Genomic DNA, 21,974 nt, shown 5'->3' on the forward strand with positions numbered 1-21,974 from the left:
TAGCCGCTGACGAGCGAATTGGCGAAGGTGGAAGGGGGAAGAAGGTCCCTCCACACGAAACGACCCCGCTGAACCCTCGGTTCAGGCCGCGTCGACCGTATAGAAACTGCGACTGGAAAGCTCGGCTTCGCAGGCATGGATCCAACTGCGGATTCGCTTGACGCTCGGTAACCGCCGACCCCGCACCAATCGTTGCCCCGTGCTGCTGTCCGCGAACCGCTGCAGGTCGCGATACAGCATCATCGGCGATTCCATGGCCAATCCTCGAACACTGCGGCGATGGATGCTGATCAACAGCAACGCGTCGCGAGGCATCATCCCGGGAACCGTCGCCGCGAAACGGATCGCATGCCGGTATCGCTTGATCAGTCGAACGGCCTTTTTAGGGGAATTGAACTTTGTTGCCAACGACTTCAGATCCGCGGCGATCAGGTCGCCAGCGGTTTCGATACCGAACTGTTGAAGTTGTTCGCATCGATTCGAGGGACACAACTTGGTGTGCTCGAGCCTCATGCTCAGAAGCCATTCCCGATGATTCTTTGTCGTCGCCCCCCCCAACGTCCTGTCCGGCAACGAGGGGAGGTGAAGCGTGGAATTCGGCGCTCGAGTGCTAGCACGGTTCAAGTGTGCAAATAAGACAACATGGTCTCTCGACGATGGGTCAACGGGCATCGGAGCTTGCGGGGACCGAGAAAACAGTCGAAGAAAAGATCGCAGCATGGTTGTGTTCCGAGTGAGAAGAGAAAAGAAAGTGGGGACACTCGAAATCAGCGATTACCCAACCGAAGCGTGGCGACGCCAGAGGAATTTCGGAAAAAGTTGCACAAACGGAACCACTTCGCTCAAGTCGCCGAACACCACCTATTCAGAGTCGCCGCCCCCCCCGCTTGGTCCTGGCGCTCGAAAACATGGCTTCTTGATACCGGAGACCGAATCGACTCAGGATTGGCGTCGACTTTGCCGATCATTCGGATTATAGGGAGCACTGCATGCGCCGCTTCGATGCTGCAGGTTTCCAAAGACTGATCAGCCCAACCCTAAATCACGCTGAAAAAGACACTCCACACAAGAGACTACTAAGCGATGCGTCCTTCGAATCCGCAATACGTCGTTCCTCCCTTTCCGGCCTTTCCGAGCGTGACGCGATACGTTCCGATTGGATCGATCGCCGATGCCGTGGATCGTGTTTGCCGCAGCGTCGATGCTCGTGAGGGCCTTTCGTTGGTGATCGGGCCTCCGGGAACTGGCAAATCCTTACTGTGTTCGCTACTGGTCGATCGCTACCAAGAAAGTCACGATTGCGTTGTGCTTGGCGAAACACCCATCGAAAACCGGGCCGGCTACCTTCGCCACATGCTGCATCATCTCGGTGCGGACTACCGCAATGTAGACGAATCGGATTTGCAACTCGCGCTGGTTGACCGCGTCTGCGACCAGGCTTCTGACCGTGAAGGTCTATTGATCATTGTCGACGAAGCGCAAGCGCTCGCACCCGAGGTCCTTGAAGCGATCCGGATGTCAACCAACATTCATCGCCAAGGCGAACCCCGCGTTTGTGCCGTCGTTGTTGGCGGAGTCAAGTTGGACGATACCCTTGCGGAACCGACTCTGGAACCCTTTACGCAGCGAATTTCCGCTCGCTGCTACCTCCATCCGATGAATGGCGAAGAGACCCGCCACTACATTTCTGAAACCATCCAATCTTGCGGAGCCGATCCGGAAAACACGATCACTCGCGAGGCGATCTCAATGGTGCATCACGCTTGTTGTGGCGTGCCCCGATTAGTCAATCAAGTCATGACCGAAGCGATCGACATCGCTGAGGAATCGGACGAATCTCTGATCACCGAACAATCGATCGATCGAGCTTGGGCACAATTGCAGCAATTGCCGAGCCCGATGCTGGAATCTCCTAAGCTGAATGCGTCATCCAATTCTATCGAATTCGGCGAATTGGACGAACTCGGCGGGCTGGACGAACGGAACGGGCTGGACGAACGGGACAGGGACGAAGCCGTTGCGGAATCTGACGTCGACCCTCTGGACCTCAAACAAGATCCGATGCAAGAAGAGCCAGAGGAAGCCAATCTTGAGACGCTAGCATTCGACGAAGAAGAACTCATGGATGCCGCTTCCGCTGTCAATGCAATTGCTCGTGAGAACTGGCTCAGTGCCGAGATTGTCGCAGGCGATGAAGCCACTTTGTATGAGGAACCCGACGGAAGAGGGCCCGTCACGGTTCCGGCCGCAATCGGTTCACCCCCCAAGACCGCAAGCACACAAGCGATCTTTGGCGATTTCGAGGATGAGGAAGATGTCTGTTTGGGCAGCGGTGTGATTCCGTTTGCCAGGGGAACCTCAGCGACGGGCACGAAGAATTCCGATCCGACCGTTGACAACTCCCGCCACGACCTGCCTGCCGAAAATCCAAGCACGGAATCGAGCGACCCGTGCAGGGATCGAGACCTGGAAACGATCCTGCACCAAGAAATCGTTGGCATCTCCGATATGGCCGCGGCATCCGAATTGTATGCGATGCATGATGCGGCAACACCGCACTCTTGTTCAAGTGACTGTGCCAATTGTGAATGTCATGACCGAACGCTTGACCATCACGTGATCGAGGGCAGCGACGACTCCGAGGAAACCTCCGACATCGTTGCGATCCAACTCCACCAGTCCAGCGAGGACGCTGGCGCCGTGGACGAACCGCTGGAATCTGACGAAGCGCTCACCGGCATCCTTCTTCGCGATGACAGTGACCTGCTGATCATTGAAGAAGATCTGGATCTCGCGGGCGAATCAAAATCAACGTCGAATGACGAAAGCGAACAGAAGGTTTCGGTTGATTTTCAAGCGATGCTTCAACGGATGCGTACCGGTACGGAGGGTTAGTTGACCGCCATGTCCCTTAGAGCCCTTACGGTTGAAATGATACGAATCGGGCAGGACACCGCGACGACACCCGTGTTGGTGACTCCAAGCTTCCTGTCGTTCCGGGCCAACTTCTATGTCGCCCTTGCGTCTCAGTTCGCCGAGCACCGCATCCGATCGGTTCGCTTTGATTTGGCGAGTCCGGTAGGAGGCTTCTGGCAAACGTTGAAGAACGGCTGCCTGGCTTGGCGCGTCCATCGCTACAACCGCATTCTGGCCCGCGCTGGCTCGCAATGGCATGCTCGTCTGGTTCAGACTGCGACCATCGGCCGCACCGCCCGTTCCGGGATGAACCCGTCGGGCTCGGCCCAACACGCCGATGCCCCGTGGATCATCGGAGTGAGTCCTGAGACGCTTGCCTTGCCGGCGTGGACGACACCGATCCGTTTAGCGGGGTCGCCAATTCCTGCGGTCAGCCTACAATCAAATGGATGATTCCCCGTCACGCGGTGCCCCAAAAATCTATCCACTTTGATGATTGCTCGTCCTTCTCCCGCTGCTGATATTGCCTCCCACTCGCGGAAAAGCGGCGAAACCTGCCGTGTGCTTGTCGGCGTTTGCACCTACAACGAAGCATCGAACATTCTGCCGCTCGTCGACCGAATTCGAGCTGCGCTTCCGGATGCCGACCTACTGATTGTGGACGATAATTCGCCGGATGGAACGGCAGCACTTATCGAGGATTCCTTTGCCGACGATGACGCCATTCGAATGATCGTTCGCAACAACGAACGGGGGCTCGGTGGTGCAATTCTTCGCGCGATGGAAGAAGCGATCGAGGGCGAGTACGAGTTTTTCCTCAACCTCGATGGTGATCTCAGCCACGATCCGGCTCAACTTCCCTCACTGCTTGAAAAAGCAGCCACCTCACCGCAAATCGATGTGGTGATTGGATCACGATACGTCAGCGGTGGGCAATTGCTGGGATGGCCATGGCATCGTCGCTTGATGAGTCGATTGGTGAACCAATTTGCGACACTTTGCCTACGACTTCCCGTCCGCGATTGTAGCGGATCAATGCGTTGCTACCGTGTTTCAACACTAAAAACAGCGGACCTCGCTGGTCTCCGCAGCCAGGGCTACTCGCTGCTCGAAGAACTGCTGGTTCAACTGAATCGCCAAGGCGCCAAAATGGCGGAAGTCCCCATTACCTTCACCGACCGTGAACGGGGCTCCAGTAAGTTGACACTTCAAGAAGCGGTCCGCTCGATTGTGCAAATGCTTCGCCTTGGTTTCACTCGCTAGTGGTCTGGCACACCTTAATAGGAGGGTTGCCGCGAATCTGTAGAACGGACTTGCCGTCCGTTCTTTGTTGATCGCAAGGCCTCCTCAGGATGGGCCTCCTCAGGATGGGCCTCGTCAGGATGGGCCTCGTCAGGGGTGAAAAGCTCAAGGCGTCGTCGGAACCCATCAAAGCTCATCGGATGCGGAATCCGCTGGGCCGATCCTCAGCCGTGCGGCTTTCCCGCTGAACCTCCGTGATGTTCGCTTGCATCGTGGTTCGGATCCGCTTGACCAACATTTGCAAATCACGCTCGGGACCCACGACATCCAACAACACCGAGCCGTCCGCCTCGTTACGGACAAAACCACGCACGTCGAGTCCCTTGGCTTGCAGCAAGGCGTTTGCTCGGAAGCAGACGCCTTGAACATGACCCTGAAAACGAACGATGTAACGAATCATGTGTACGGGACCTCGCCCCGAAATCGGCTCAACCAGACAATCCATCCTCAAGATCACCCAACACATCCTCATCGACCGTATCACTCGTGTCGCGAATCACTTCTTCGGCATTCGAAATTCGTTCGACCACGACCAAGCACATGTCGTCAAACGGCGGTGTCGGACCGATATGATTGAGCACACCTTCCACAAGCCGGTCCTTGATTTCCTCTGCCGAACCTCCGATTGCCGTCAATTGCCGAACGCTTTCCATCCCATACTCTTCGTCATTGGCATTCATCGCTTCGTTGATCCCATCGGTATACATGACGGCAACGTCACCCACATGCATCGGAACCTCTACGGCTTCATAAGACATTCCATCATCGATTGCGATTGGCAAACCCGATTCCTCTTCACCTGGCTCACTAATCGTGCCGTCGCTTGCCAGTCGGACCACCGGAGCCATATGACCCGCATTGACAATCGTCGCGGTATCACTCTTGGGGTCGATTACCATCAACAAGAAGGTAATGAAACGTTCGACATGCAATCGACTCATTCGATCATTGAGCCGTTCAATCGCACGGGCAACGTTGTCATCACTTGCTAAACAGAAACGCGTTTCGGCTGACAATTTTGCCATGAACATAGCTGCCGCGACCCCATGGCCTACGACATCCGCAACAACAATTCCAACACGGCCGTCTGCCAGATGAATGTAGTCGAAATAGTCGCCACCAATGTGGTTGGCGGCTTGATAGTAACTACACACGCGATAGCCAGGAGCATCGGGCGGCGATTGAGGCAAGAACGCCGCTTGAACTTCGGTCGCCAATTTCAAATCCTGCTCGACCTCGCGTTGATGCAGCGCCTGTTCGTAGAGCCGAGCGTTATTGATCACGATGCCAGCTTGTGCTGCAACACCGCTCAGCAAATCGGTGTCTTCATCACGAAATTGACCACGCCCTTTCAGCGAATCGATCTGTAAAGCGCCGAACGCTTTGCCCTCTCCGTCGAGTAGCGGCGCACAAATCATCGAGCGAATCGAAAAATCGGCAATCGATTGGCTACTGTCAAAACGAGCGTCTTCCGATGCATCAAGCGATAGAATCGCCTCGCCTGAGTTCATCACCTCGCGAATAATCGTCCGACTGATTCGAACCGTCTCCGTCTCGTCGCGAGTTTGCCGAGTTTTGACCCACTGCGGAACGAGGTTTCCTTGGCCGTCTTCCATGACAACAAAACCGCGGTCCGCCGCAGGAAAAATGTCGAACAAACTGGTCAACACCTTCGGCAAGACCTCATCGAGCCCAAGCGCATTGCTGAGGTTGCTATTGATTCGCATCAAGGCCTCCAGCTTGGCCTCAGCCGTCGCCGATAACTTCAGCCCATCGGTACTGCTACGAAATTCGACTTTCGACGAACTGACCCGTTCGGTTTCAGGTTCTTCGACCATCATGATGCCGAAATTCGAGCCATCAAAGGTCATTTGGTTTTGGTCCTGAGCAAATTCAGGCACCGCATCGTGGTGAAAAATCAGCTCCACATCACTGATTCGCACACGGTCACCCTCGCGGAGGACCTCGGGGGCTGTCAACAATTGACCGTTGAGAAACGTTCCATTGCGGCTGCCGGAGTCCTCCACAAGAAAATCGTTGTCGCGCCGCACGATTTTGGCGTGGTAGCGGCTCACCGCTCCCGCATCGACCATCACGTGACAATCGGGGTGCCGGCCAATGCTGGTTTCGCCGTCCTGCAGCTCAAATCGCTCCGCGCTGCTATCGTCGCCGATGGTGCTAGTCGATAAGTAGGCCATGGCGTGGAAAACCCCTCGAGAGAGTAAAAACGATCATTGTAGGTTTTGTTGCGACCGACAACAACGCGACGGGGCACACCCCGCAGAAAAGGCCGCTCGGTTGCCATCTTGACGCAAATCCAAAAAACGATCTAAATAGCAGCAGAATGTCCCATAGTGTAATTGGCAACACGACAGATTCTGACTCTGTTATTCTAGGTTCAAGTCCTAGTGGGACAGCTTGCCAGGGGGGCGCCGCTCTCGCCAAGATAGGACAGATCGAGTCTGATCACGTCTTTCCCCGTGTGAATCGCTGAATTGCCTTTTCGCACACGCTTGTCTGTCTTACTCTGACTTCCTCTTTCCTGCGCTGTCTGAGGTGTTTTATGAGGTGTCCTGTGCGGTGTCGGGCTGATCGTCTTTTCAATCAAAGCCTTCGCGAAAGTGTCGTCGGTGGCCATTGCGTAGTGCTTGTGGGCTACCGTCGGCGAATTGCCAAGCCAGCTGGTAACGTCCTTTGCCGGATATTTGCCTAGAAGCTCCGTCTCTCTTGAAGCTCTGAGATTCTGAAGAAGCTTCGGCCAAGGCTTCAGCCCCGTCTTCTCGATGATCTTTCGAAGAGTGGTCAAAGGATTCGCTTCGGGCTTGTAACGGTTCTGAAGCATTGTCGCCCCGTCGGGAGCCATCTCCTTAGCTCGCATTAGGTGAGGCCTAAGCTCGGGGAAGATAGGGCAGCATCTTACAGCCGGCGATTTATTCGACCGGATCAGCATCCTACCTTTCACGAGATCAATGTCTTCCCATTTCTGAATCCGCGTTTCGTGACTTCGCAAACCGCCGTATCTCGCCATCGCGACGATGATCTTCATATCCTCACAGTCGGTTTCTCGGATCAAGTGCTCGATCCATTCCGCAGGAACGAAGAGCATCCTTTCGGGATTCGCTCCGACGGTCGAAGCCTCACCTTGAAACGGATTCTCCGTGATCAACCTATGCTTGATCGCTGAGGAAAAGAATTGTTTCGCCCGGCCAATCCGTCGGCGGATCGTATTTGTTGCAAGTTTTCTCTTTTCGAGCGATCGTCGAAAGTCCTCCGCGTCGCCAGCGTGAATATCATCGATCAATCGATCATCGCCGAAGAAGTCGCAAAGACCCTTTGCCGACATTTTTAGCTGTTCGATCGTTGCAGGCTTCCCGGTATGCTTCTCGATATAGCTATCGGTCCAAGCCTTCAGCGTAGGCTTCGCCTCTTCAGCCTCTCGGGCTTCGCACAACCCCAGCTTCACAAGCTTGGAGTAAAAGCTGTTCGATAATCCAGCGAGCCAGTGAGATAGATCGGGATCGACTTCGTACCCTTGAACTTGTCGCGATACGATCGCTTCGATCTTCACTCCGATCGACTCCGCGTTACGTTTGCTAATCTTGCCAGCGTAAAGCGAGCGACGCTTTCGATCTCGATCGAGATACTGAATCTCTTTGTAGCCGTTCTTGTCCTTGATGCTTGCCATTACCAAGTGCCCTTACCTTTCTGATTCATAGTGTTGGGGTTGTTAGTTGGATTGCTTCAGATCGAGCTTCAAGATCTCGCAGATCTTTTCCGCGTTGCCAAGCGACAAGTCCCGAGTCCGGTTTACGAATTGACTGAGAGCACTCTGAGAGATCCCGGTCATAAGCGACAATCGGTAGCGTGAAAGCTCCGATGTCTCGATGGCTTCGATCAATTGCTCTGCGATCGTCTTTCGCTTCTTCTTGCGTTTCGGCATTGTGGGTTTCCTTTCGTGCTATCCGTTTACGTACAGCATCAGCTTTCGCTTGTCAAACGGAAAGGCAAAGCAAGTCATTGCCAGCAAGGCTTCTATTTGCGTCCCTGTGAGCATTTCGTCCTTTCGGGACGGAACTTCGACTGATCTTTCGATCGGCGACTGTGAGCGATCCTACTAGCTGATCTTGGCACTTCCTCGGCTTCCAAAGCGACAAATCGCCGGAAACGTCGAAAACGGTTCCGGCCTACGGTTACCAGCAACCCGAGAGGGAAGACTCGTGCAAGGCCCACTCACCCCCGCGAATTGCTCCATTGAGTTCAAGAAGATCTTGTTGACCTCTTCCGCTTCTCACACATGCGATCCAAGGCCATTTCCCCCAACTCCTCATCGCGACTGGTACGTGACGGAGTCGTTGTGTGTGCGATCAAGACTTCTGCCAAGACTCCTTACAGGCCGTGGGCATGCAGGCGTCGTTGAATTCCATCGGCGCGGTACGTATGCGAATTCAAAATTGCATTCATCTCTTCGAGTTCGACATTCATCTCTTCGAGTTCGACATGCACCTCTTCGAGTTTGACTTTCACGTCTTCTAGTCCCCACTGCTGAGCATCATCGCCAAGCGAAAGCATCTCTATTTCAGTCGAAACCCGATCGACGATTTCATCAAACTCCTCACGCGAAACGAATTGGCTCGCAACACGATTGAATATTGATTGAAAGAGTCCAACAAGTTGATCAAGTTGGCTTTCCGTTAGTTCGATTCCGGAGTCATCAGACGCGGCAATATCCGTGCGTCGATCCGGCAACGCGATTTCTTGCGGGTACGCATCTCCGGCCATGACCACGACCGCATGGCCGCTTTCGCCGAGAGTGGAGGATGTGGTGATTTCGTACCACAGGTCGTCGCTGTTAGCATGCATCGTCGTATCCGTGGGCAAGAGAAGAGAACCGATTTGGTCAGGCTGTTCTGGCATAGTTGGGCCTTGTGGTTGAGTGACGTCGTTAATTGGACTTGCTCCTTTATTGAAAGGGATCGGGTCACGGCAAACGGTACCGTAGGACCTGGTAAAACGCGTGTGTGGAAGTACTGCTAGTTGATGCCGGCGGCGCTTATCCCGATCGCCGGCGGCTGAGCTTGCTGATGTGGTCCTCGAGTACCGAAAGCCGGAACCGTACGGTCCCACCTATGTTGACCCTCGCTGCCTCAGGAAGAGTGCCTTCCAAGAGCCATCGATCGATTGTGCGCTCCGACACCGAGAAATACTCGGCTGCGTCTTTCTTTGTGAGCAACTTTTGGGACGGCTGGAACTCGTTTGCTTCCATAAGAATCTCCGAATGTGTTGTCGCTACCTTGGTGGCTGCATGTTTGAGTCACGTTGCGGCGACGGGATTGATGAATAAGGACACGACAACCGATGTCGTAGCCTCGAGAATGTGTCGTCATGATTTGGGCCGCCAGACCAACAGGCGTCCCTGGGTGTCGTAGACTGCTTCGGCGTCCTTATGCCATCGATCGGTCAGCGCGTATTGACAGGCGACAGGGATGTCCCCCGTAAGCTCTTCCATCGACTCACACAGGATTCGGTCGATTGTTCTCGCATGCTCGGTGTGATCGCTTTCAATCGGCAGCTCGATTACGACTTCGTCGTGGATGAAGGCGACGCAGCGGTAACCCGCAAGGCACAACCTCCAGAGAGCGAGCTTGGCTCCATCGGCCGCCAGTCCTTGAAAGGGCGTGTTGCGAGCCTGAGAAAACCCGACAGCACCACGGATCCTGCCGGTGGGTGTACAGACGGGGCCATTGAAGAGGTCGCGGCTAAGTTGCTCTCCGGCGTCACGATTGGCGATTCGGTCCCGAAGCTTCGCGTTCTGGTTGAGGTCCTTCAGCGAAGCCCAGGTCTGATCAATGAACGCGTCGCCGTACGATTCCCCATTCGCCCTGCCTTTTCCAGCAACGATTCGTTTGGCAGCACCCAAGCGACCATCGGTATCGAACTGGCTCCTCACGCCAAACGGGGTTGCCTTGAGGTTCCAGGCGAGTGTCTGAGGGAGGTCATCGTCAAGATACTTTGATAGCTCAGGATAGACATCGACGACAAGTTTTTGACGAAATTGTTGTGCCTCCTCGATGGTCATCGAAACGCCATACGTTGATTCGGCATAGGCGACAAGCGACTTCGCACCAAGCCCTCCAGGTATACCGAAGTTCAGCGCCTTGGACCTCTGGCGAAGCTCCTTCTTGTTCGGCAGCTCCTCAAAGGCGTCGAGGGCCACCCCCTCAAACATTGCAGCCGTAAACGCGTGTGGGTCGTCCCCCTTCCGGATGACGTCGCCCAGCCTTGATGCCCCGTATCGCCGCTGACAAATGGCGGCAAGCGTCCGAAGCTCGATCGCCGAATAATCAATCGTCAGGAAGTAGTGCCCTTGTGTGGGCACGATCATCTCACGAAATCCGCCTGATCGTGGCAACTGTTGGATGTTGGGCCTCGAACAGCTTGTCCGGCCGGTTCTTACCAGGGGCATGTACCGCGGATGAATCCGGTCGCTGTTGAGCCCCGTCAGAAACTGGCGTAGCTTTGTCGTTTCTTCTAGCCGAACCCAAAGCGACAGGAAAACTGACAGTGCGACGTGTTGACTCCAAAACTTGACCGATGTCGAAACATCATCAGTCTTTTCGGTACGCGGAACATCGATGCCATGATCGCTGGCGATGCCCGAGAGGATCTCGATTAGCTTTGAACGATTGATAGATGGCTTTCCGGCAGCCGTCCATGACAGATCTCCACAGCTGTCAACCTTGAAGAAGCCGTCTGTCCCTGGCAACGTTTGGATCTGATGGATTACCCGTTCTACTTCTGCATCAAGCGTCTTCTTTGTCCGTTCGACTTGCCCTTGATCAATTGACAGCCCCGTTCGCTCGATGTGGGCCAAAGCAATTGCACCCCGTACCTGTAGCGACTCAGTCAACAAGCCATAGCGAGACCGGCAATCTGGAAGCATTTGCGATGCAAACGGGACGGCCAACTTCTCGGCGATCGCCGAGAGAACCTTGTACAGGCTCCATGTTACGATGGCATCCTTGATCGCGTACGTGAAGAAACCCGGCTCGGCGTTGTCCCATGGCTGGCCGATCAGCTCACCGTATCGCAGCCGGTATGGATCGTCTTTGTCAATCGCGATTTTCAAGTAGCTTTGGGCGAGGGTTCCAAGGTCACGATTGGTGGGGAACTCGTCTGAGCGTGCTAGGCGAACTAAGGAATCCAGTAGCATCGTGTCGTGAAGCCGTCCGTCATCGCACGCTTGGACCCAATTCGCAGGGTCGCTCAAGGCCTTACGAATCACTACAAAGTCGAAGGCTGCGTTGTGACAGACGTAGTGGCAATCGGAATGAGCGTCGATGAAGGCTTGGAGATCTGCGGGGTCAATCAGGCGGTGTATCGTGCCGTCAGAGACAGACGCAAGTGCGATCTTCGGGATCTTCCTTCCTTCGATCAGTTCTGTCTCGGTGTCGATGGCGATGGGGGAAAGGAGTCGTTCCGACAACCCCCAATTGCCGAACGAGTAGGTCTCGTTCCCCAAACGAACGTTTCGAAGAGCTGTAGGTCCGTCGCTAAGGACATCGGACAGAACGTCGATGAAAAGTTGCCGGTGCTCGCGAAGTGCCTGCTTGACTGGATCGGTGAGCTTGCGGATATCGCCAACCACTTCCGGTGCTCCGGCCGTGTTTAGCTTGACCTGCAAGCCCAGCGACGACAGCGTATCAAATAGTTGTTGTGTTCTCATAAGCATACGGAGTTGCGTGGAATGGGAGTTCGTTGTCATCCGACAGACAATATTGAACAGGCCGAGGGACTTAAGATGATCAACTTGATCAAGTTGGTCACACGACTGGTATTGATCATCTTGGTGTCAGAAGGCAAAGGACTCGGCTTCCGGCGGCTGCTCCCCGTCGGTAACGGTGTCATCATCCGTTTTTGCAGCGGGAAGCTCCCACCACCACGCTCTGTCGTCCGAGTACGGCTTGATTCCGAGGTTCTTACCGGCTCGTCGAAGCGTGATTTCTGCGACTCCGTCACGGCGGGCCTGGGAGAGGAGTTCTCGAGACTTTGCTCGACCGTCGGCTAGAGCTCCGCGCAGCCACTCCATAGCCTCTTCAAGGGACGAACGTTCTACGCCACCCTCACCTTCAATGTCATTGATCGAAACATCGACCGGTTCTTTTTCCCAAACGGCAAAGCCTGCACCCTCGCTGTTGCCCTCGATCCGATACGCCAAACCGTCAGCCGCGGCCAGGTTGTTCTTGACCGGCAGTAAGAATCGACGCTCAGCATCTTCGGGGTCTTCACAGACGCGCAACTCGATTCGGGCAACATGCACGAAGGCACCGGATCCCAACGAGCGGTTTTTTGGACTGCGTCCGCCTTTATTCAAATGGTTGATCGCTAGAATGCCAACATCATGTGTTTCCGCCAGTTCCCGCAGTGGCGACAGAACCTGTCGGACATCGGTCGCTTTGTCGGAATTCGTCGCGGCGCCGAGAAAGTCCATAATCGGGTCAATAACAATCAGCTTTGCATTGGGATACTCTTCCAACATGCGATCTAGCATGTTGATGTGCAGTGACAGATCGACCGACATGGCAAACTTTTGTCCCCGTGGAATCGGCCCCTTGACCAAGTGCACGCGAGCCACGTCGGCGCCAGCAGCGTCGAGCCGAGGACGAATGGTATCTGCCGCACCATCTTCACCAGTGACGAAAAATACGTCTCCCAGGGGACAACAGCTACCGTCGCAGAACGGCTCGCCCCTACTTATTTGCGATGCAACGTAGCAAGTGAAAATCGACTTCCCGACACCGCCGTCACCCGTCAGAAGTGTTATTTTCCCTGAAGCGATTCGCCTCTCCCAAGTCCAATTCACAGCCTTTGCCTCGATTTCGTTGAAGGGAGTCACGTCTAGTTCAAGTGTCTCGCCCTTTCTGATTGTGTCCGCCCCGCCTGCCCGATGCTTTGCGGTTAGTGCAACAACGGTCCTCTCCGTTTCCCGCCGACCGAACGGTGGGTCGCACTTTTCGCCCCATTCCGAAGCCAGTCGAATTAGATCGTCGGTCTCGCCGTACCGAGCGAGGTGGCTTCCAACGAGGCGGCAAAGAGTGCCGTTTCGCTCTCCCTCAGAAGCACCTGGGTGGGTAGCGAAATCAGACGGCTCTGGCACCGTAAATATCGTGCCGCTTTGCGTACGCTCCCCGGTTACAAAGCGTATCAGCCACTCTGGCGCAACCGCGGTTTCCACCGCCTCAGGCGAGACGAGCCATCGATAGGTATTCCCCGACATATGCCGGCTTGGAGGTGCGACGATCGCTGAGGTAGCACCGGCCTTCGTGTCAATTGACAAGCCGCCAATTTTCGTCCGCGACTTAACGCGATGGTCGGCTTTAAAGAGGAAGTGCATGCCTCCTCCGCCCGTCGCCGCAGTCGGCGTCCGTGGCAACGGGCCGTGCTCCTCCTCCATTGCGGCGAGGTCTTTGATTCCCTGTGGACCATCGACGTCAAGGACCAAGAATGAGCCGCACAACAGCCCCAAGTTCGCCTCGTTGTTTGAAAAGATATCTTTTAATTGGGACGGATCTATCGATGCGGATTGCATCCCACCCAGTGCGTGGTACGGGTGCTTGCCTGGTGAGTCGCACTTTGCGCCTTTACTACAACTGCAGCCTTTGCCGTTTGGCGGTTGCACGGGATAGACCGGCCAGCCCATTCGGGCATATCGCATCGCTGCATCTGCTAAACCGGAACGTTCAGAATTCAATAGGTTTTCCCCCGATTCTTTTGAAAGGATTGAAGAAGCACGGGGCCCAGGCATAGTTGTTCTGGGCCCCGTGCATAAAACGTCCGCTTACATTGCGGACCTCAAAAATGAAGCAACCCGCGTCGACCCGCCTTCGGTTTCCTCGACAACAACCATGCCTTTGGTGCCGATGTAGTCCGCAAAGTCAAAGGATTCACCGGACTCCAGCTCGCGTCCCGCCAAAGCCTTCGCGAATCGATACAGGTTAGATTTTGGGGAAAACTTCTGCGAACAGATCCGCGAAGCCGATTGGCTATCGTGCTCTCCTCCGATCACACTGAAGGTAAGCAGCACGCCCTCACCATAGCGTTCGACATTTTCCGTGAACGGCGAGAGCTCGGAGAAACAGCAGTTGTAGGTCCCCGCAGGGACGCCGCCGTTTGAAACAGTGAACGTGGTCAAACTCAAGGTTCGACTCCTTTTTGTTAGTGGAGAAACGTTGCAAAGAAACAGGAAAGAGCTTTCCTGTTGATCAATTGAAAAAGTCACCGTTGATCGAAGAGGTCATTAGTACGAACGAATCAACGACGGCTTCTGGAACGCTGATTTGATGAAGGCCCTCGACAGTGAACCAGCTGATTTCAACTACGCGCTTAGGAAGTACGTCAAAGCAGCTCTAAACACGTTGAAGGTCAGCATTTCGCCGCCGATTAGTTGAGCGATTTCAACGTCAAGGTCTCGCGACTCGGCAATTCGTCGTAAAACCTCGAATGAAGTAACAGACCCGCCCACTTCGTCGTGTTGTCCCAATATGCCGGGGCATAGAAGTTCGATTGTCCCAATGGGAATGACCTCCCCGTCGTGACACAGTTCAATCAAATTTAGGCATGCCTCGTTTGCCTTTTCATCTACGGACGGCAGTGGTACGGGGAGCAACTCAACGCCCTGCTGCTCCGTTAGTGGTTCTGCTCTAACTACCATAAATATCCTGAGGTTGAGGGATTCGTTGCCGACAGCTCTATGTGAAAACTGCTCGGCAGACAAAGAATGACAAGAACTCGATATCGCACTCAGCGTGCCAGTTCTCGGGGCGTTTTAAAGGGCGTTTTTGGGCGTTTCTGGGCACCACGCAAATACGCGCAGATGCATAGATTTGTGCGCCAAATGATACTGGTGTTTTCTCGTGAACGCCCAGTTTTGCCCAAATCAATATGTTATGGGCGTCTTCGGCCCATCCCACGTCATGTCAGATAGGCAGGTATTGAAGCTAACCACGGGTTCCGAACCACGAGCAGCATGCCAGATAGGCAGGCATTGAAGCCGACCACGGTTTCCGAACCACGAGCGGTACGTTCTTGTGTAGAAAGCTAACCGCGTGTTTTTTGCTCAATAGACTTCCGAACGAATCGGATGATTGAGGGATGTACCCGACGGGTGAAATCCTGGAGATGCAAGGAACTGCAAGCGTACACAGCAACCAGGTGGTACGAGCGTTGGTTGCTTTTAACTCCAAGGGAAACCCATGGCATGCTCGCCTGATTCGAAACGACGTCGGTTGTGGACGTGGGGCATCGAAAATGCTCAACCCGGGCGCTGAGTGGTAGCGGATTGCTGTAGTTGGCAGGACGGCTCGCTCGCTTCCTTTTGTGCCTAGCAAATAGGATTCGTGACGATCCATCATCGGGTTCAGCGACCGTCGAATCTGGCACTGCAGATCAGTTACTCCGATGTAACCATCGAGTTAATCCCCAATATTTCGACAGGATGTTCAAGTGCTCATACTGACCGACCTGGTCTTGGATGCAGCAAACGCCCGGCAAACTCAGTGCTATCGGGCGGCCCCGAGGGTGTGGTGTTGGCTTGAAGGAACTTCTTTTGAAATAGTGAGTGTGCTGCCGTTTACGTATGGACCGGCAGTATCGCCACCGACGAAGAGCCAAGACCGCGACACCAACGGCATCTGCCGCTGCATTGAATGAGTAGCCCTGATTGACAATCCGAGCGACTGCGTTCTGCTTGAATTCGTCACTGAAAGTGCGGCGTTTGGCTTCAATATTTTTTCTACCATGAGAATCTCCTGTGAGAATTCCTGCAAATTCTCAGGAGCCCACCAGTCGTGGCCAACGCAGTTCAGCCAAGCGATTAGGAAGATGCGTCTTGTCCCTCAAACCATGTCTTGTATTGATTTCGGTATCTATTGGCGCTCGTACGACATTCTTCGTAATTGTCGCTGATCCCATCCGCTATCTTCGTCTCTATCTCTCCCACGTCCGAGCTGCCGATCTTCCACCGTTTGTTGGCTTCCCTGAGAATTTCCCTCCATTTAAAGCGTTTCGATTCACGAGTCCAGTACAGCCAGCGGTCCCGTTTAAGGATATAGGTCGTGCCTTGGACGTAGGAGCTAGTTGGCTCGGATGGGTGCGGAGGGATTTCGTCACTGATCTCGCGGGTTTCCCAGTCTTTGGGCCATATATCCGAATGAGTTGTCGGCTGACTCCCACTTAATCCGTCGTCCGACTCGCTCTCGACAAAGCCATGCACATGATTCGGATGCGAACCATCACTATCAAGCCAGCCTCTCGCAATAGCAATGTTCTGGAACACATGCAATTCAGGATGATCTTCTAAGACCTCTGGCCAGTGCCTACAGTAAAAGAAACCAAGCTCCTCAAGACGGTTGGCAATTTTCTGGTTTGCCGTAAACGCTGGGTCGCTAACTATAGTTATACTACGTGGCGGGTTTTTGGTGACAACATGTTCATGTTCGAACCGCACGCCTTCTGGCTGCGATTCATTTGACCCGTTATCATTTTCAAAAAAAATAGCCCTTGGCCGATTCCAGTCACGGGTAAAAACGTCAGGATCAGTGTCACCAGTCAGTTCTACCCACTGGCCGTTTCGTTGCAGCACTAGTTCCCAAAAGCCTTCATTCTCCGGCTCACCTTCAATCAAGCTTGCGACCATCGTGTCTTGGGAAAAATCAACAATGAGATCATCGCCTTCGCCTTGGGCGTATTCTTGTATTAGTCTTTCCCGCAGACTGAACGGGACCTCAATTCCGTCATGATTTGTCACGTGACTACGCATCATGATTATGCGTCCGCGTCCCCCGACGCCCGGGTGAGTACCACACCATACCCAGTTGCACATCGTTCACCCACTTTGGTTTCTAGTAGTTTGGACTGATTATGCCGCACTCATCTGCTTTTCCGATGGAATCAATGCCCTATCATCCGACGTGGAAATAGTTGGCAGCGTTGGCCACTACTTTACTGGCAAATCTTGGTTTGATGTTGTCATGTCACGAGTAACTGTCAATGTCGTGTATTGAGTAGCTGAGCTCTTTCAATATTTCCTCCTTGGTCCTTCTTTGATGACGAACGTGGCCTTTTTCGCAACAGCTTAACGGCTCACATTTCTTGGAAGCTAGTTGCGCCACAGCCTTATCAGCAGCGATCGTTTCTGCAATCCGCCAGCACTCGCCTAATCGCTCACGACTGTCATCTCCATCCGGCATACCTTAGTTCTAAAAACGGCTTTATCGAAGTTTGGCGGCCAATATTGATTGTGGCGGAAATCAGGTACTAACGACGTCCCCGCCGAAACACCGCCCAGGCTGCCATTTTGGCAGCCTGGGCGTGGGTCGCTGGTGTCTGCCAAGCTAAGATGATCAAGCTCGCTCACGTGTGACGGCGTGATCATCTTGATCAAGTAACGGTCGTTGTCCTCATTTGTCTCGGCTTTCTTCCATTGTTGATCGACCGATCGCACTCTCTGAATCGGTCAATGACGCACGATCCGGAGCAGAACACTTCGCCAAACTGGCAGTCCGCAAACAAAGCATTGTAGGCCACCTGTTGTGGCATACCGCACGTCTATTGGTAAGGTGAGACCTCTCCATGCCTCAAACAACGACGACGTAAATCTAGGGAACCGGAACTGCTTTCCAGGTTTCCTTGCCTCTCATCGCTTCTCAGCCTGGCTCGACGGAGTTGATGACCTAAGACTGCTAAATCCCGCCCACTTTTGCGCTACATGTCGGTGACGGGGGTGACGTAGCTGCCGTCACCTTCCTTTTTCACTTACAGGAGACGTGCGAATGTCGCATGTGGTGCAGATTCAGACCCAGGTGCGAGACGTAGCTGCGGCTCGGGCTGGGTGTCGACGGCTGGGGCTCGAGGAGCCGGTCGTTGAGACGGTGAAGCTGTTTAGTGGGTCCGTTACGGGACTGGCTGTTCGGCTTCGGGATTGGCGGTATCCGGTGGTGTTTGACACAGCAACCGGTGAAACCAAGTTCGATAACTACCAGGGACGCTGGGGAAAACAACAGCGGCTCGATGAGTTCCTGCAGGCTTATGCGGTTGAGGCCACAAAACTCCAGGCTCGACGCAAGAGCTACTCGGTCAGCGAGCAGTCGCTTAGTGACGGCTCGATCAAGGTGACCGTCCAGGTCGGAGGTGCCTCGTGAAAACGATCGAAGTGATTGTCTCGCCCGATGGTTCAACCAAGGTCGAGACGAAAGGGTTTACTGGCAGCACGTGCCAGCAAGCGAGCGAGTTCCTGGAACAAACCCTCGGCAAGAAACGCAGCGAACATCGTACGGCTGAGTTCTATCGAACCGAGGCCAGCCAAACACAACAAGCCCGGCAGCAGTCTTCCTAGAGACGCTCGCCGGGCTTCTCTTTTCGCCATTTCAAACCCCCAATTACAAGGAGACCAGTGCATGACACTGACTCAACGAATGAGGGAGCTCGTCGATGCCTGCTTTACAGGCATATGGATCGAGTCCCAAGAACATGAAGACGCCATCGGCGAATTGGGCCGACTGTGCAGCGAAGAAGACTGGCAGCTTGCCCTGTGGGACGTTAATCGTGGACTGCATAGCTTCAGCGGTGGCGACCTTGGCGCCGAGGCCGCTGACCCGTTGTCGGCGGTGGAATCGCTTCGCACGCTCGGTCAAGGCGATGGCACTACGCTGCTGGTGCTGAAGAACTACCATCGCTTCCTGCAGTCGCCCGAGATCGTGCAAGCGGTCTACCGGGCCGTTGTCGATGGCAAGACGGCTCGTACGTTCGTGGTGATCCTGTCACCAAGCGTGCAGCTACCGCCCGAACTGGAAACCCTGTTCGTCACGATCGAACACCCCCGGCCTAGCCGCGAACAACTTGCGGAGATCGCCCGTGGGGTCGCCACCGAAGGCAATGAATTGCCAGACGGTCCCGAATTTGAAGCGGTGCTTGATGCCGCTGCCGGGCTGACTCGCCTGGAAGCCGAGAATGCGTTCTCGCTATCTCTTGTTCGTCACCAATGCTTGCGGCCTCCGGCGATTTGGGAGATCAAGACCCAAACACTGAAGCACTCCGGTCTGCTGTCGCTTTATCGGGGCGATTCGGACTTCAGCTCCCTCGGTGGCCTGTCGGCCCTGAAAGCGTTCACACGACGAGCGTTGCTGCGATCACGAACGAGTGGCTCGGTGCATGCTCGGGGAGTGATGTTGTTGTCGCCCCCAGGCTGCGGCAAATCAGAATTCTGCAAGTGTCTCGGCAAAGAGGTGAATCGACCGGTGCTGATGCTCGATGTTGGCTCGCTCATGGGGTCACTTGTCGGTCAATCGGAAGAGAGAACCCGCCAAGCATTGGCGACCGTCGATGCGATGGCACCCTGTGTGCTGATGATCGACGAAGTGGAGAAGGCGTTTGCCGGTGCTTCGGGCGGAGGCAGCAATGACAGTGGCGTGTCGTCGCGGATGATGGGAACGGTTCTGACGTGGCTTAATGACCATGAATCGGATGTCTTCGTTGTCTTGACCGCGAACGCCGTCCGGAAACTACCACCGGAGCTTAGCCGCGCCGAACGCTTTGACGGTGTGTTCTTTCTCGACCTACCGAGTCGGCAACAGAAGGATGAGATCTGGCGGTTGTATCGCGACCGCTATGGGATCAGCGATGATGAGCCTTGTCCCAAGGATGACCTTTGGACTGGGGCGGAGATCAAGTCGTGCTGTCGACTCGCTACGCTGCTGGATACGCCCCTCTCGCAAGCAGCGGACAACGTTGTGCCTGTGGCAGTCACTTCGGCTGAATCGGTGGAACGACTGCGAAACTGGGCCGATGGTCGCTGCTTGGCGTCAGATCATGCCGGCATCTATCGCTCGGTCCAGACAACGTCGAATCGTCGCCGACGTGTTTCAACACAGCCTTCTGCGAACTAGACGACCATGCCCGCCCGCTGCTCGAGCCGTGAATTGGCCATTGTGGCGGGCACGTTCCCATATTTACTTCTGAGCCCATCTCCGACCGGGATGGGCTCTTTCCCTTAAATAGGAGAAACCTTTGGCTCCAACCCTCATGGTGTGTCTGATTCTCTCGTTCGCATTGGCGATTGTCTCGCTGATGGTGTTGCAACTGAGGCGACAGCGGCGAGGGCTGCAGGCACTGCTCCATCAACTCTTGCGAAAGGACCCACTGCATGCGGAAAGCAATGCTGCCGGAGAATCGGTTCCGATTCACGACGGCGGTTCTCGTTTGGATCCCGATCATCATCGTCCTTAGTGGCTGCGGACCATCGGGCCGCGATCTGAGCGACTTGCAGTGGCTCGAAATCCAACAGGCCCTCCAAGACGAACGGGCCGAGGTGGGCAAGCAGCGTGATCTGCTGGAGGCCGATCGACGCGAGTTTGATGAGCGAGAACGGAGTGAGCCGGTGTTGGCTGCCGTGATCTCGGCATCTGCATTGTTGATCTGCTGCTCGTTACCCCTGCTACTGGTTGCCGTGCTGCTCTGGCCACGTAAGCGAGAACAGGAATCGCAAGCAGTATGCGAAGCAATGCTCGATGAGGTCGTTACGGTCCGTAACCTTACTTCGGGGGACACAAAGCGAATCTCCGCTTCACCCACCCCAAAACGCCTCGCTACTGGCGGGGAATGACACCCGGCTCTGCCGTGTGTTCTATGACTGAAACCCATACTTCCGACCCAACGTATCGCCCCATCGGTTGAAACAACCGGCGGAGCGTTTTCGTTGGCACTCAATTACAAACAAGGACTCGACCATGAGCGTAGCCCTCGAACCGGCGACGCAGCCAAATGCCAATGCTGCGATCGTCAATCCAACCGCCACTGTTGGTGAGCGACTGCAAGCCGAAACCACTGCCGTACGGCTGCATATTCGCTGGCCGGGTGTTCGCAAGACACTCAGTTCCGATCAAACCCGGCAAGCGGCTGGCACGTTCGACGCCGACACCAAGTCGGTGTCGGCATCCAAGAAACTGCTCGACACCAGCCATCCGGCATTTCGAGCAGTCACCGCAGTGAAAACCAAGGCAGCCGACTACTGGAAATCGAACACGTTGCCTTACACCGAGCCTGGCATGCGATTGATTCGCCGCGATGATGTCGCTGCGTTTGACATGCAGTTGACGTCGGCGCGAGCGGAATTGACCGAGGCGGTTGAAGAGCTCGAACGTCACTATGACGAGCTGGTCGATCAGGCACGTGAGCGACTGGGCGATTTGTTTGATCCGGGTGACTACGATGCCAATCTGCGTGATCAGTTTGCGATCGAGTGGGATTACCCCAGCTGCAATCCGCCGGAATACCTGTTGCAGGTCAGCCCGCAGCTGTACTACAGCGAGTGCGCTCGCGTGCAGACCCGTTTCGATGAATCGGTTCGTTTGGCTGAACAAGCCTTTGCCGACGAGCTGAGTCAATTGGTCAACCATTTGGCCGAACGACTCAGCGGCAGCAATGATGGCTCACCCAAAGTGTTTCGTGACACGGCGGTGACCAATCTACTGGAATTCTTCGAACGGTTTCAACGGCTCAACATCCGATCCGATGACCAGCTTGATCGGCTCGTTGCCGACGCCCGGCAAGTGATTGGCGGAGTCCAGCCCCAAGATCTTCGTGACCAGGCCACGATGCGGCAACAAGTCGCTCGGGACCTGACTCGCGTCGAGGCCTCTCTCGACGGCTGGATGACCGACCGGCCACGTCGCAGCATCCTGCGGCGCTCCAAATAGCGAGGCCAT

22 protein-coding genes and 1 tRNA gene are annotated in these 21,974 nt (G+C 54.9%); 10 read left to right on the plus strand and 13 right to left on the minus strand.

Going from position 1 to position 21,974, the window contains the following annotated elements; all coding sequences use genetic code 11:
- Positions 1-81 precede the first annotated feature (81 nt).
- Complete coding sequence (locus Poly41_RS22675; protein WP_197231530.1) at positions 82-513, minus strand: DUF4332 domain-containing protein; 432 nt, start codon at positions 511-513, stop codon at positions 82-84.
- 570 nt (positions 514-1,083) lie between these two features.
- Between Poly41_RS22675 and Poly41_RS22680 the strand changes: the two genes are divergently transcribed.
- Genes Poly41_RS22680 through Poly41_RS22690 form a run of 3 tightly spaced genes read left to right on the plus strand, consistent with a single transcriptional unit; the run spans position 1,084 to position 4,179 of the window.
- A complete protein-coding gene (locus Poly41_RS22680; protein WP_146529191.1) occupies positions 1,084-2,895 on the plus strand; it encodes an ExeA family protein in 1,812 nt (603 codons plus the stop codon).
- Positions 2,896-2,904: 9 nt separating this feature from the next.
- A complete protein-coding gene (locus tag Poly41_RS22685; RefSeq protein ID WP_146529192.1) occupies positions 2,905-3,369 on the plus strand; it encodes a hypothetical protein in 465 nt (154 codons plus the stop codon).
- Positions 3,370-3,408: 39 nt separating this feature from the next.
- Positions 3,409-4,179, plus strand: a complete 771-nt coding sequence (locus Poly41_RS22690; RefSeq protein WP_146529194.1) for a polyprenol monophosphomannose synthase — start codon at positions 3,409-3,411, stop codon at positions 4,177-4,179.
- A 172-nt stretch (positions 4,180-4,351) separates the two neighbouring features.
- Here the strand turns inward: Poly41_RS22690 and Poly41_RS22695 are convergent, their stop codons facing one another.
- Both Poly41_RS22695 and Poly41_RS22700 read right to left on the minus strand, forming a co-directional pair.
- The gene (locus Poly41_RS22695) at positions 4,352-4,618 is read right to left on the minus strand and encodes an acylphosphatase (protein WP_146529196.1); all 267 of its coding nucleotides are present in this window, start codon (positions 4,616-4,618) and stop codon (positions 4,352-4,354) included.
- A gap of 28 nt (positions 4,619-4,646) precedes the next feature.
- Entirely contained in the window at positions 4,647-6,416 is a 1,770-nt protein-coding gene (locus Poly41_RS22700) for a SpoIIE family protein phosphatase (RefSeq protein WP_146529198.1), read from the minus strand.
- Between the two features lie 147 nt (positions 6,417-6,563).
- Here Poly41_RS22700 and Poly41_RS22705 point away from each other — a divergent pair.
- Positions 6,564-6,635: transfer RNA gene (locus tag Poly41_RS22705), tRNA-Gln, on the plus strand.
- On the opposite strand, the gene Poly41_RS22710 is transcribed toward Poly41_RS22705, so the two are convergent.
- The 10 genes from Poly41_RS22710 to Poly41_RS22755 form a co-directional block, all read right to left on the minus strand.
- Positions 6,617-7,903 carry a tyrosine-type recombinase/integrase gene (locus tag Poly41_RS22710; protein ID WP_146529200.1) on the minus strand — a complete coding sequence of 429 codons (1,287 nt, stop codon included), beginning with the start codon at positions 7,901-7,903 and terminating at the stop codon, positions 6,617-6,619. The two genes, Poly41_RS22705 and Poly41_RS22710, sit on opposite strands and share 19 nt — an antisense overlap.
- 42 nt (positions 7,904-7,945) lie before the next feature.
- Positions 7,946-8,158, minus strand: a complete 213-nt coding sequence (locus tag Poly41_RS22715) for a helix-turn-helix domain-containing protein (protein WP_146529202.1) — start codon at positions 8,156-8,158, stop codon at positions 7,946-7,948.
- 446 nt (positions 8,159-8,604) lie between these two features.
- Positions 8,605-9,132 carry a hypothetical protein gene (locus Poly41_RS22720; protein ID WP_146529204.1) on the minus strand — a complete coding sequence of 176 codons (528 nt, stop codon included), beginning with the start codon at positions 9,130-9,132 and terminating at the stop codon, positions 8,605-8,607.
- A 136-nt stretch (positions 9,133-9,268) separates the two neighbouring features.
- The gene (locus tag Poly41_RS22725) at positions 9,269-9,481 is read right to left on the minus strand and encodes a helix-turn-helix transcriptional regulator (protein WP_146529206.1); all 213 of its coding nucleotides are present in this window, start codon (positions 9,479-9,481) and stop codon (positions 9,269-9,271) included.
- Between the two features lie 117 nt (positions 9,482-9,598).
- Complete coding sequence (locus Poly41_RS22730; RefSeq protein WP_197231531.1) at positions 9,599-11,941, minus strand: DNA polymerase; 2,343 nt, start codon at positions 11,939-11,941, stop codon at positions 9,599-9,601.
- A 126-nt stretch (positions 11,942-12,067) separates the two neighbouring features.
- Positions 12,068-13,966, minus strand: coding sequence for a bifunctional DNA primase/polymerase (locus Poly41_RS22735; RefSeq protein WP_197231532.1), 1,899 nt, complete (start codon positions 13,964-13,966; stop codon positions 12,068-12,070).
- Positions 13,967-14,053: 87 nt separating this feature from the next.
- Positions 14,054-14,413 carry a hypothetical protein gene (locus tag Poly41_RS22740; protein ID WP_146529212.1) on the minus strand — a complete coding sequence of 120 codons (360 nt, stop codon included), beginning with the start codon at positions 14,411-14,413 and terminating at the stop codon, positions 14,054-14,056.
- A gap of 1,247 nt (positions 14,414-15,660) precedes the next feature.
- Positions 15,661-16,032 carry a transposase gene (locus tag Poly41_RS35755; RefSeq protein WP_146529424.1) on the minus strand — a complete coding sequence of 124 codons (372 nt, stop codon included), beginning with the start codon at positions 16,030-16,032 and terminating at the stop codon, positions 15,661-15,663.
- 55 nt (positions 16,033-16,087) lie between these two features.
- Positions 16,088-17,035, minus strand: coding sequence for a hypothetical protein (locus Poly41_RS22750; RefSeq protein ID WP_146529214.1), 948 nt, complete (start codon positions 17,033-17,035; stop codon positions 16,088-16,090).
- A 393-nt stretch (positions 17,036-17,428) separates the two neighbouring features.
- A complete protein-coding gene (locus Poly41_RS22755) occupies positions 17,429-17,716 on the minus strand; it encodes a hypothetical protein (protein ID WP_146529216.1) in 288 nt (95 codons plus the stop codon).
- A gap of 328 nt (positions 17,717-18,044) precedes the next feature.
- Between Poly41_RS22755 and Poly41_RS22760 the strand changes: the two genes are divergently transcribed.
- The 6 genes from Poly41_RS22760 (at position 18,045) to Poly41_RS22785 (ending at position 21,965) form a co-directional block, all read left to right on the plus strand.
- Positions 18,045-18,413 carry a hypothetical protein gene (locus Poly41_RS22760; RefSeq protein WP_146529217.1) on the plus strand — a complete coding sequence of 123 codons (369 nt, stop codon included), beginning with the start codon at positions 18,045-18,047 and terminating at the stop codon, positions 18,411-18,413.
- A complete protein-coding gene (locus tag Poly41_RS22765) occupies positions 18,410-18,607 on the plus strand; it encodes a DUF2997 domain-containing protein (protein ID WP_146529219.1) in 198 nt (65 codons plus the stop codon). Before Poly41_RS22760 ends, Poly41_RS22765 begins: the two co-directional genes overlap by 4 nt.
- A gap of 61 nt (positions 18,608-18,668) precedes the next feature.
- Positions 18,669-20,156 carry an AAA family ATPase gene (locus tag Poly41_RS22770; RefSeq protein ID WP_146529221.1) on the plus strand — a complete coding sequence of 496 codons (1,488 nt, stop codon included), beginning with the start codon at positions 18,669-18,671 and terminating at the stop codon, positions 20,154-20,156.
- Between the two features lie 121 nt (positions 20,157-20,277).
- Positions 20,278-20,496 carry a hypothetical protein gene (locus tag Poly41_RS22775; protein WP_146529223.1) on the plus strand — a complete coding sequence of 73 codons (219 nt, stop codon included), beginning with the start codon at positions 20,278-20,280 and terminating at the stop codon, positions 20,494-20,496.
- Positions 20,414-20,872 (plus strand): hypothetical protein, encoded by a 459-nt coding sequence (locus Poly41_RS22780; RefSeq protein ID WP_231615863.1) that lies wholly within the window; start codon positions 20,414-20,416, stop codon positions 20,870-20,872. The genes Poly41_RS22775 and Poly41_RS22780 overlap by 83 nt, the downstream gene beginning before the upstream one ends.
- Positions 20,873-20,996: 124 nt before the next feature.
- Positions 20,997-21,965 (plus strand): hypothetical protein, encoded by a 969-nt coding sequence (locus Poly41_RS22785; protein ID WP_146529225.1) that lies wholly within the window; start codon positions 20,997-20,999, stop codon positions 21,963-21,965.
- The last annotated feature ends 9 nt before the right edge of the window (positions 21,966-21,974 follow it).

Source organism: Novipirellula artificiosorum (genome assembly GCF_007860135.1).
Taxonomy (GTDB): Bacteria; Planctomycetota; Planctomycetia; order Pirellulales; family Pirellulaceae; genus Novipirellula_A; species Novipirellula_A artificiosorum.

Coding starts and splice junctions, on each gene's coding strand:
- Poly41_RS22675 (WP_197231530.1), bottom strand. CDS start 513: ATGAGGCTCGAGCACACCAAGTTGTGTCCCTCGAATCGATGCGAACAA.
- Poly41_RS22680 (WP_146529191.1), top strand. CDS start 1,084: ATGCGTCCTTCGAATCCGCAATACGTCGTTCCTCCCTTTCCGGCCTTT.
- Poly41_RS22685 (WP_146529192.1), top strand. CDS start 2,905: ATGTCCCTTAGAGCCCTTACGGTTGAAATGATACGAATCGGGCAGGAC.
- Poly41_RS22690 (WP_146529194.1), top strand. CDS start 3,409: ATGATTGCTCGTCCTTCTCCCGCTGCTGATATTGCCTCCCACTCGCGG.
- Poly41_RS22695 (WP_146529196.1), bottom strand. CDS start 4,618: ATGATTCGTTACATCGTTCGTTTTCAGGGTCATGTTCAAGGCGTCTGC.
- Poly41_RS22700 (WP_146529198.1), bottom strand. CDS start 6,416: ATGGCCTACTTATCGACTAGCACCATCGGCGACGATAGCAGCGCGGAG.
- Poly41_RS22710 (WP_146529200.1), bottom strand. CDS start 7,903: ATGGCAAGCATCAAGGACAAGAACGGCTACAAAGAGATTCAGTATCTC.
- Poly41_RS22715 (WP_146529202.1), bottom strand. CDS start 8,158: ATGCCGAAACGCAAGAAGAAGCGAAAGACGATCGCAGAGCAATTGATC.
- Poly41_RS22720 (WP_146529204.1), bottom strand. CDS start 9,132: ATGCCAGAACAGCCTGACCAAATCGGTTCTCTTCTCTTGCCCACGGAT.
- Poly41_RS22725 (WP_146529206.1), bottom strand. CDS start 9,481: ATGGAAGCAAACGAGTTCCAGCCGTCCCAAAAGTTGCTCACAAAGAAA.
- Poly41_RS22730 (WP_197231531.1), bottom strand. CDS start 11,941: ATGAGAACACAACAACTATTTGATACGCTGTCGTCGCTGGGCTTGCAG.
- Poly41_RS22750 (WP_146529214.1), bottom strand. CDS start 17,035: ATGATGCGTAGTCACGTGACAAATCATGACGGAATTGAGGTCCCGTTC.
- Poly41_RS22760 (WP_146529217.1), top strand. CDS start 18,045: ATGTCGCATGTGGTGCAGATTCAGACCCAGGTGCGAGACGTAGCTGCG.
- Poly41_RS22770 (WP_146529221.1), top strand. CDS start 18,669: ATGACACTGACTCAACGAATGAGGGAGCTCGTCGATGCCTGCTTTACA.
- Poly41_RS22780 (WP_231615863.1), top strand. CDS start 20,414: ATGCGGAAAGCAATGCTGCCGGAGAATCGGTTCCGATTCACGACGGCG.
- Poly41_RS22785 (WP_146529225.1), top strand. CDS start 20,997: ATGAGCGTAGCCCTCGAACCGGCGACGCAGCCAAATGCCAATGCTGCG.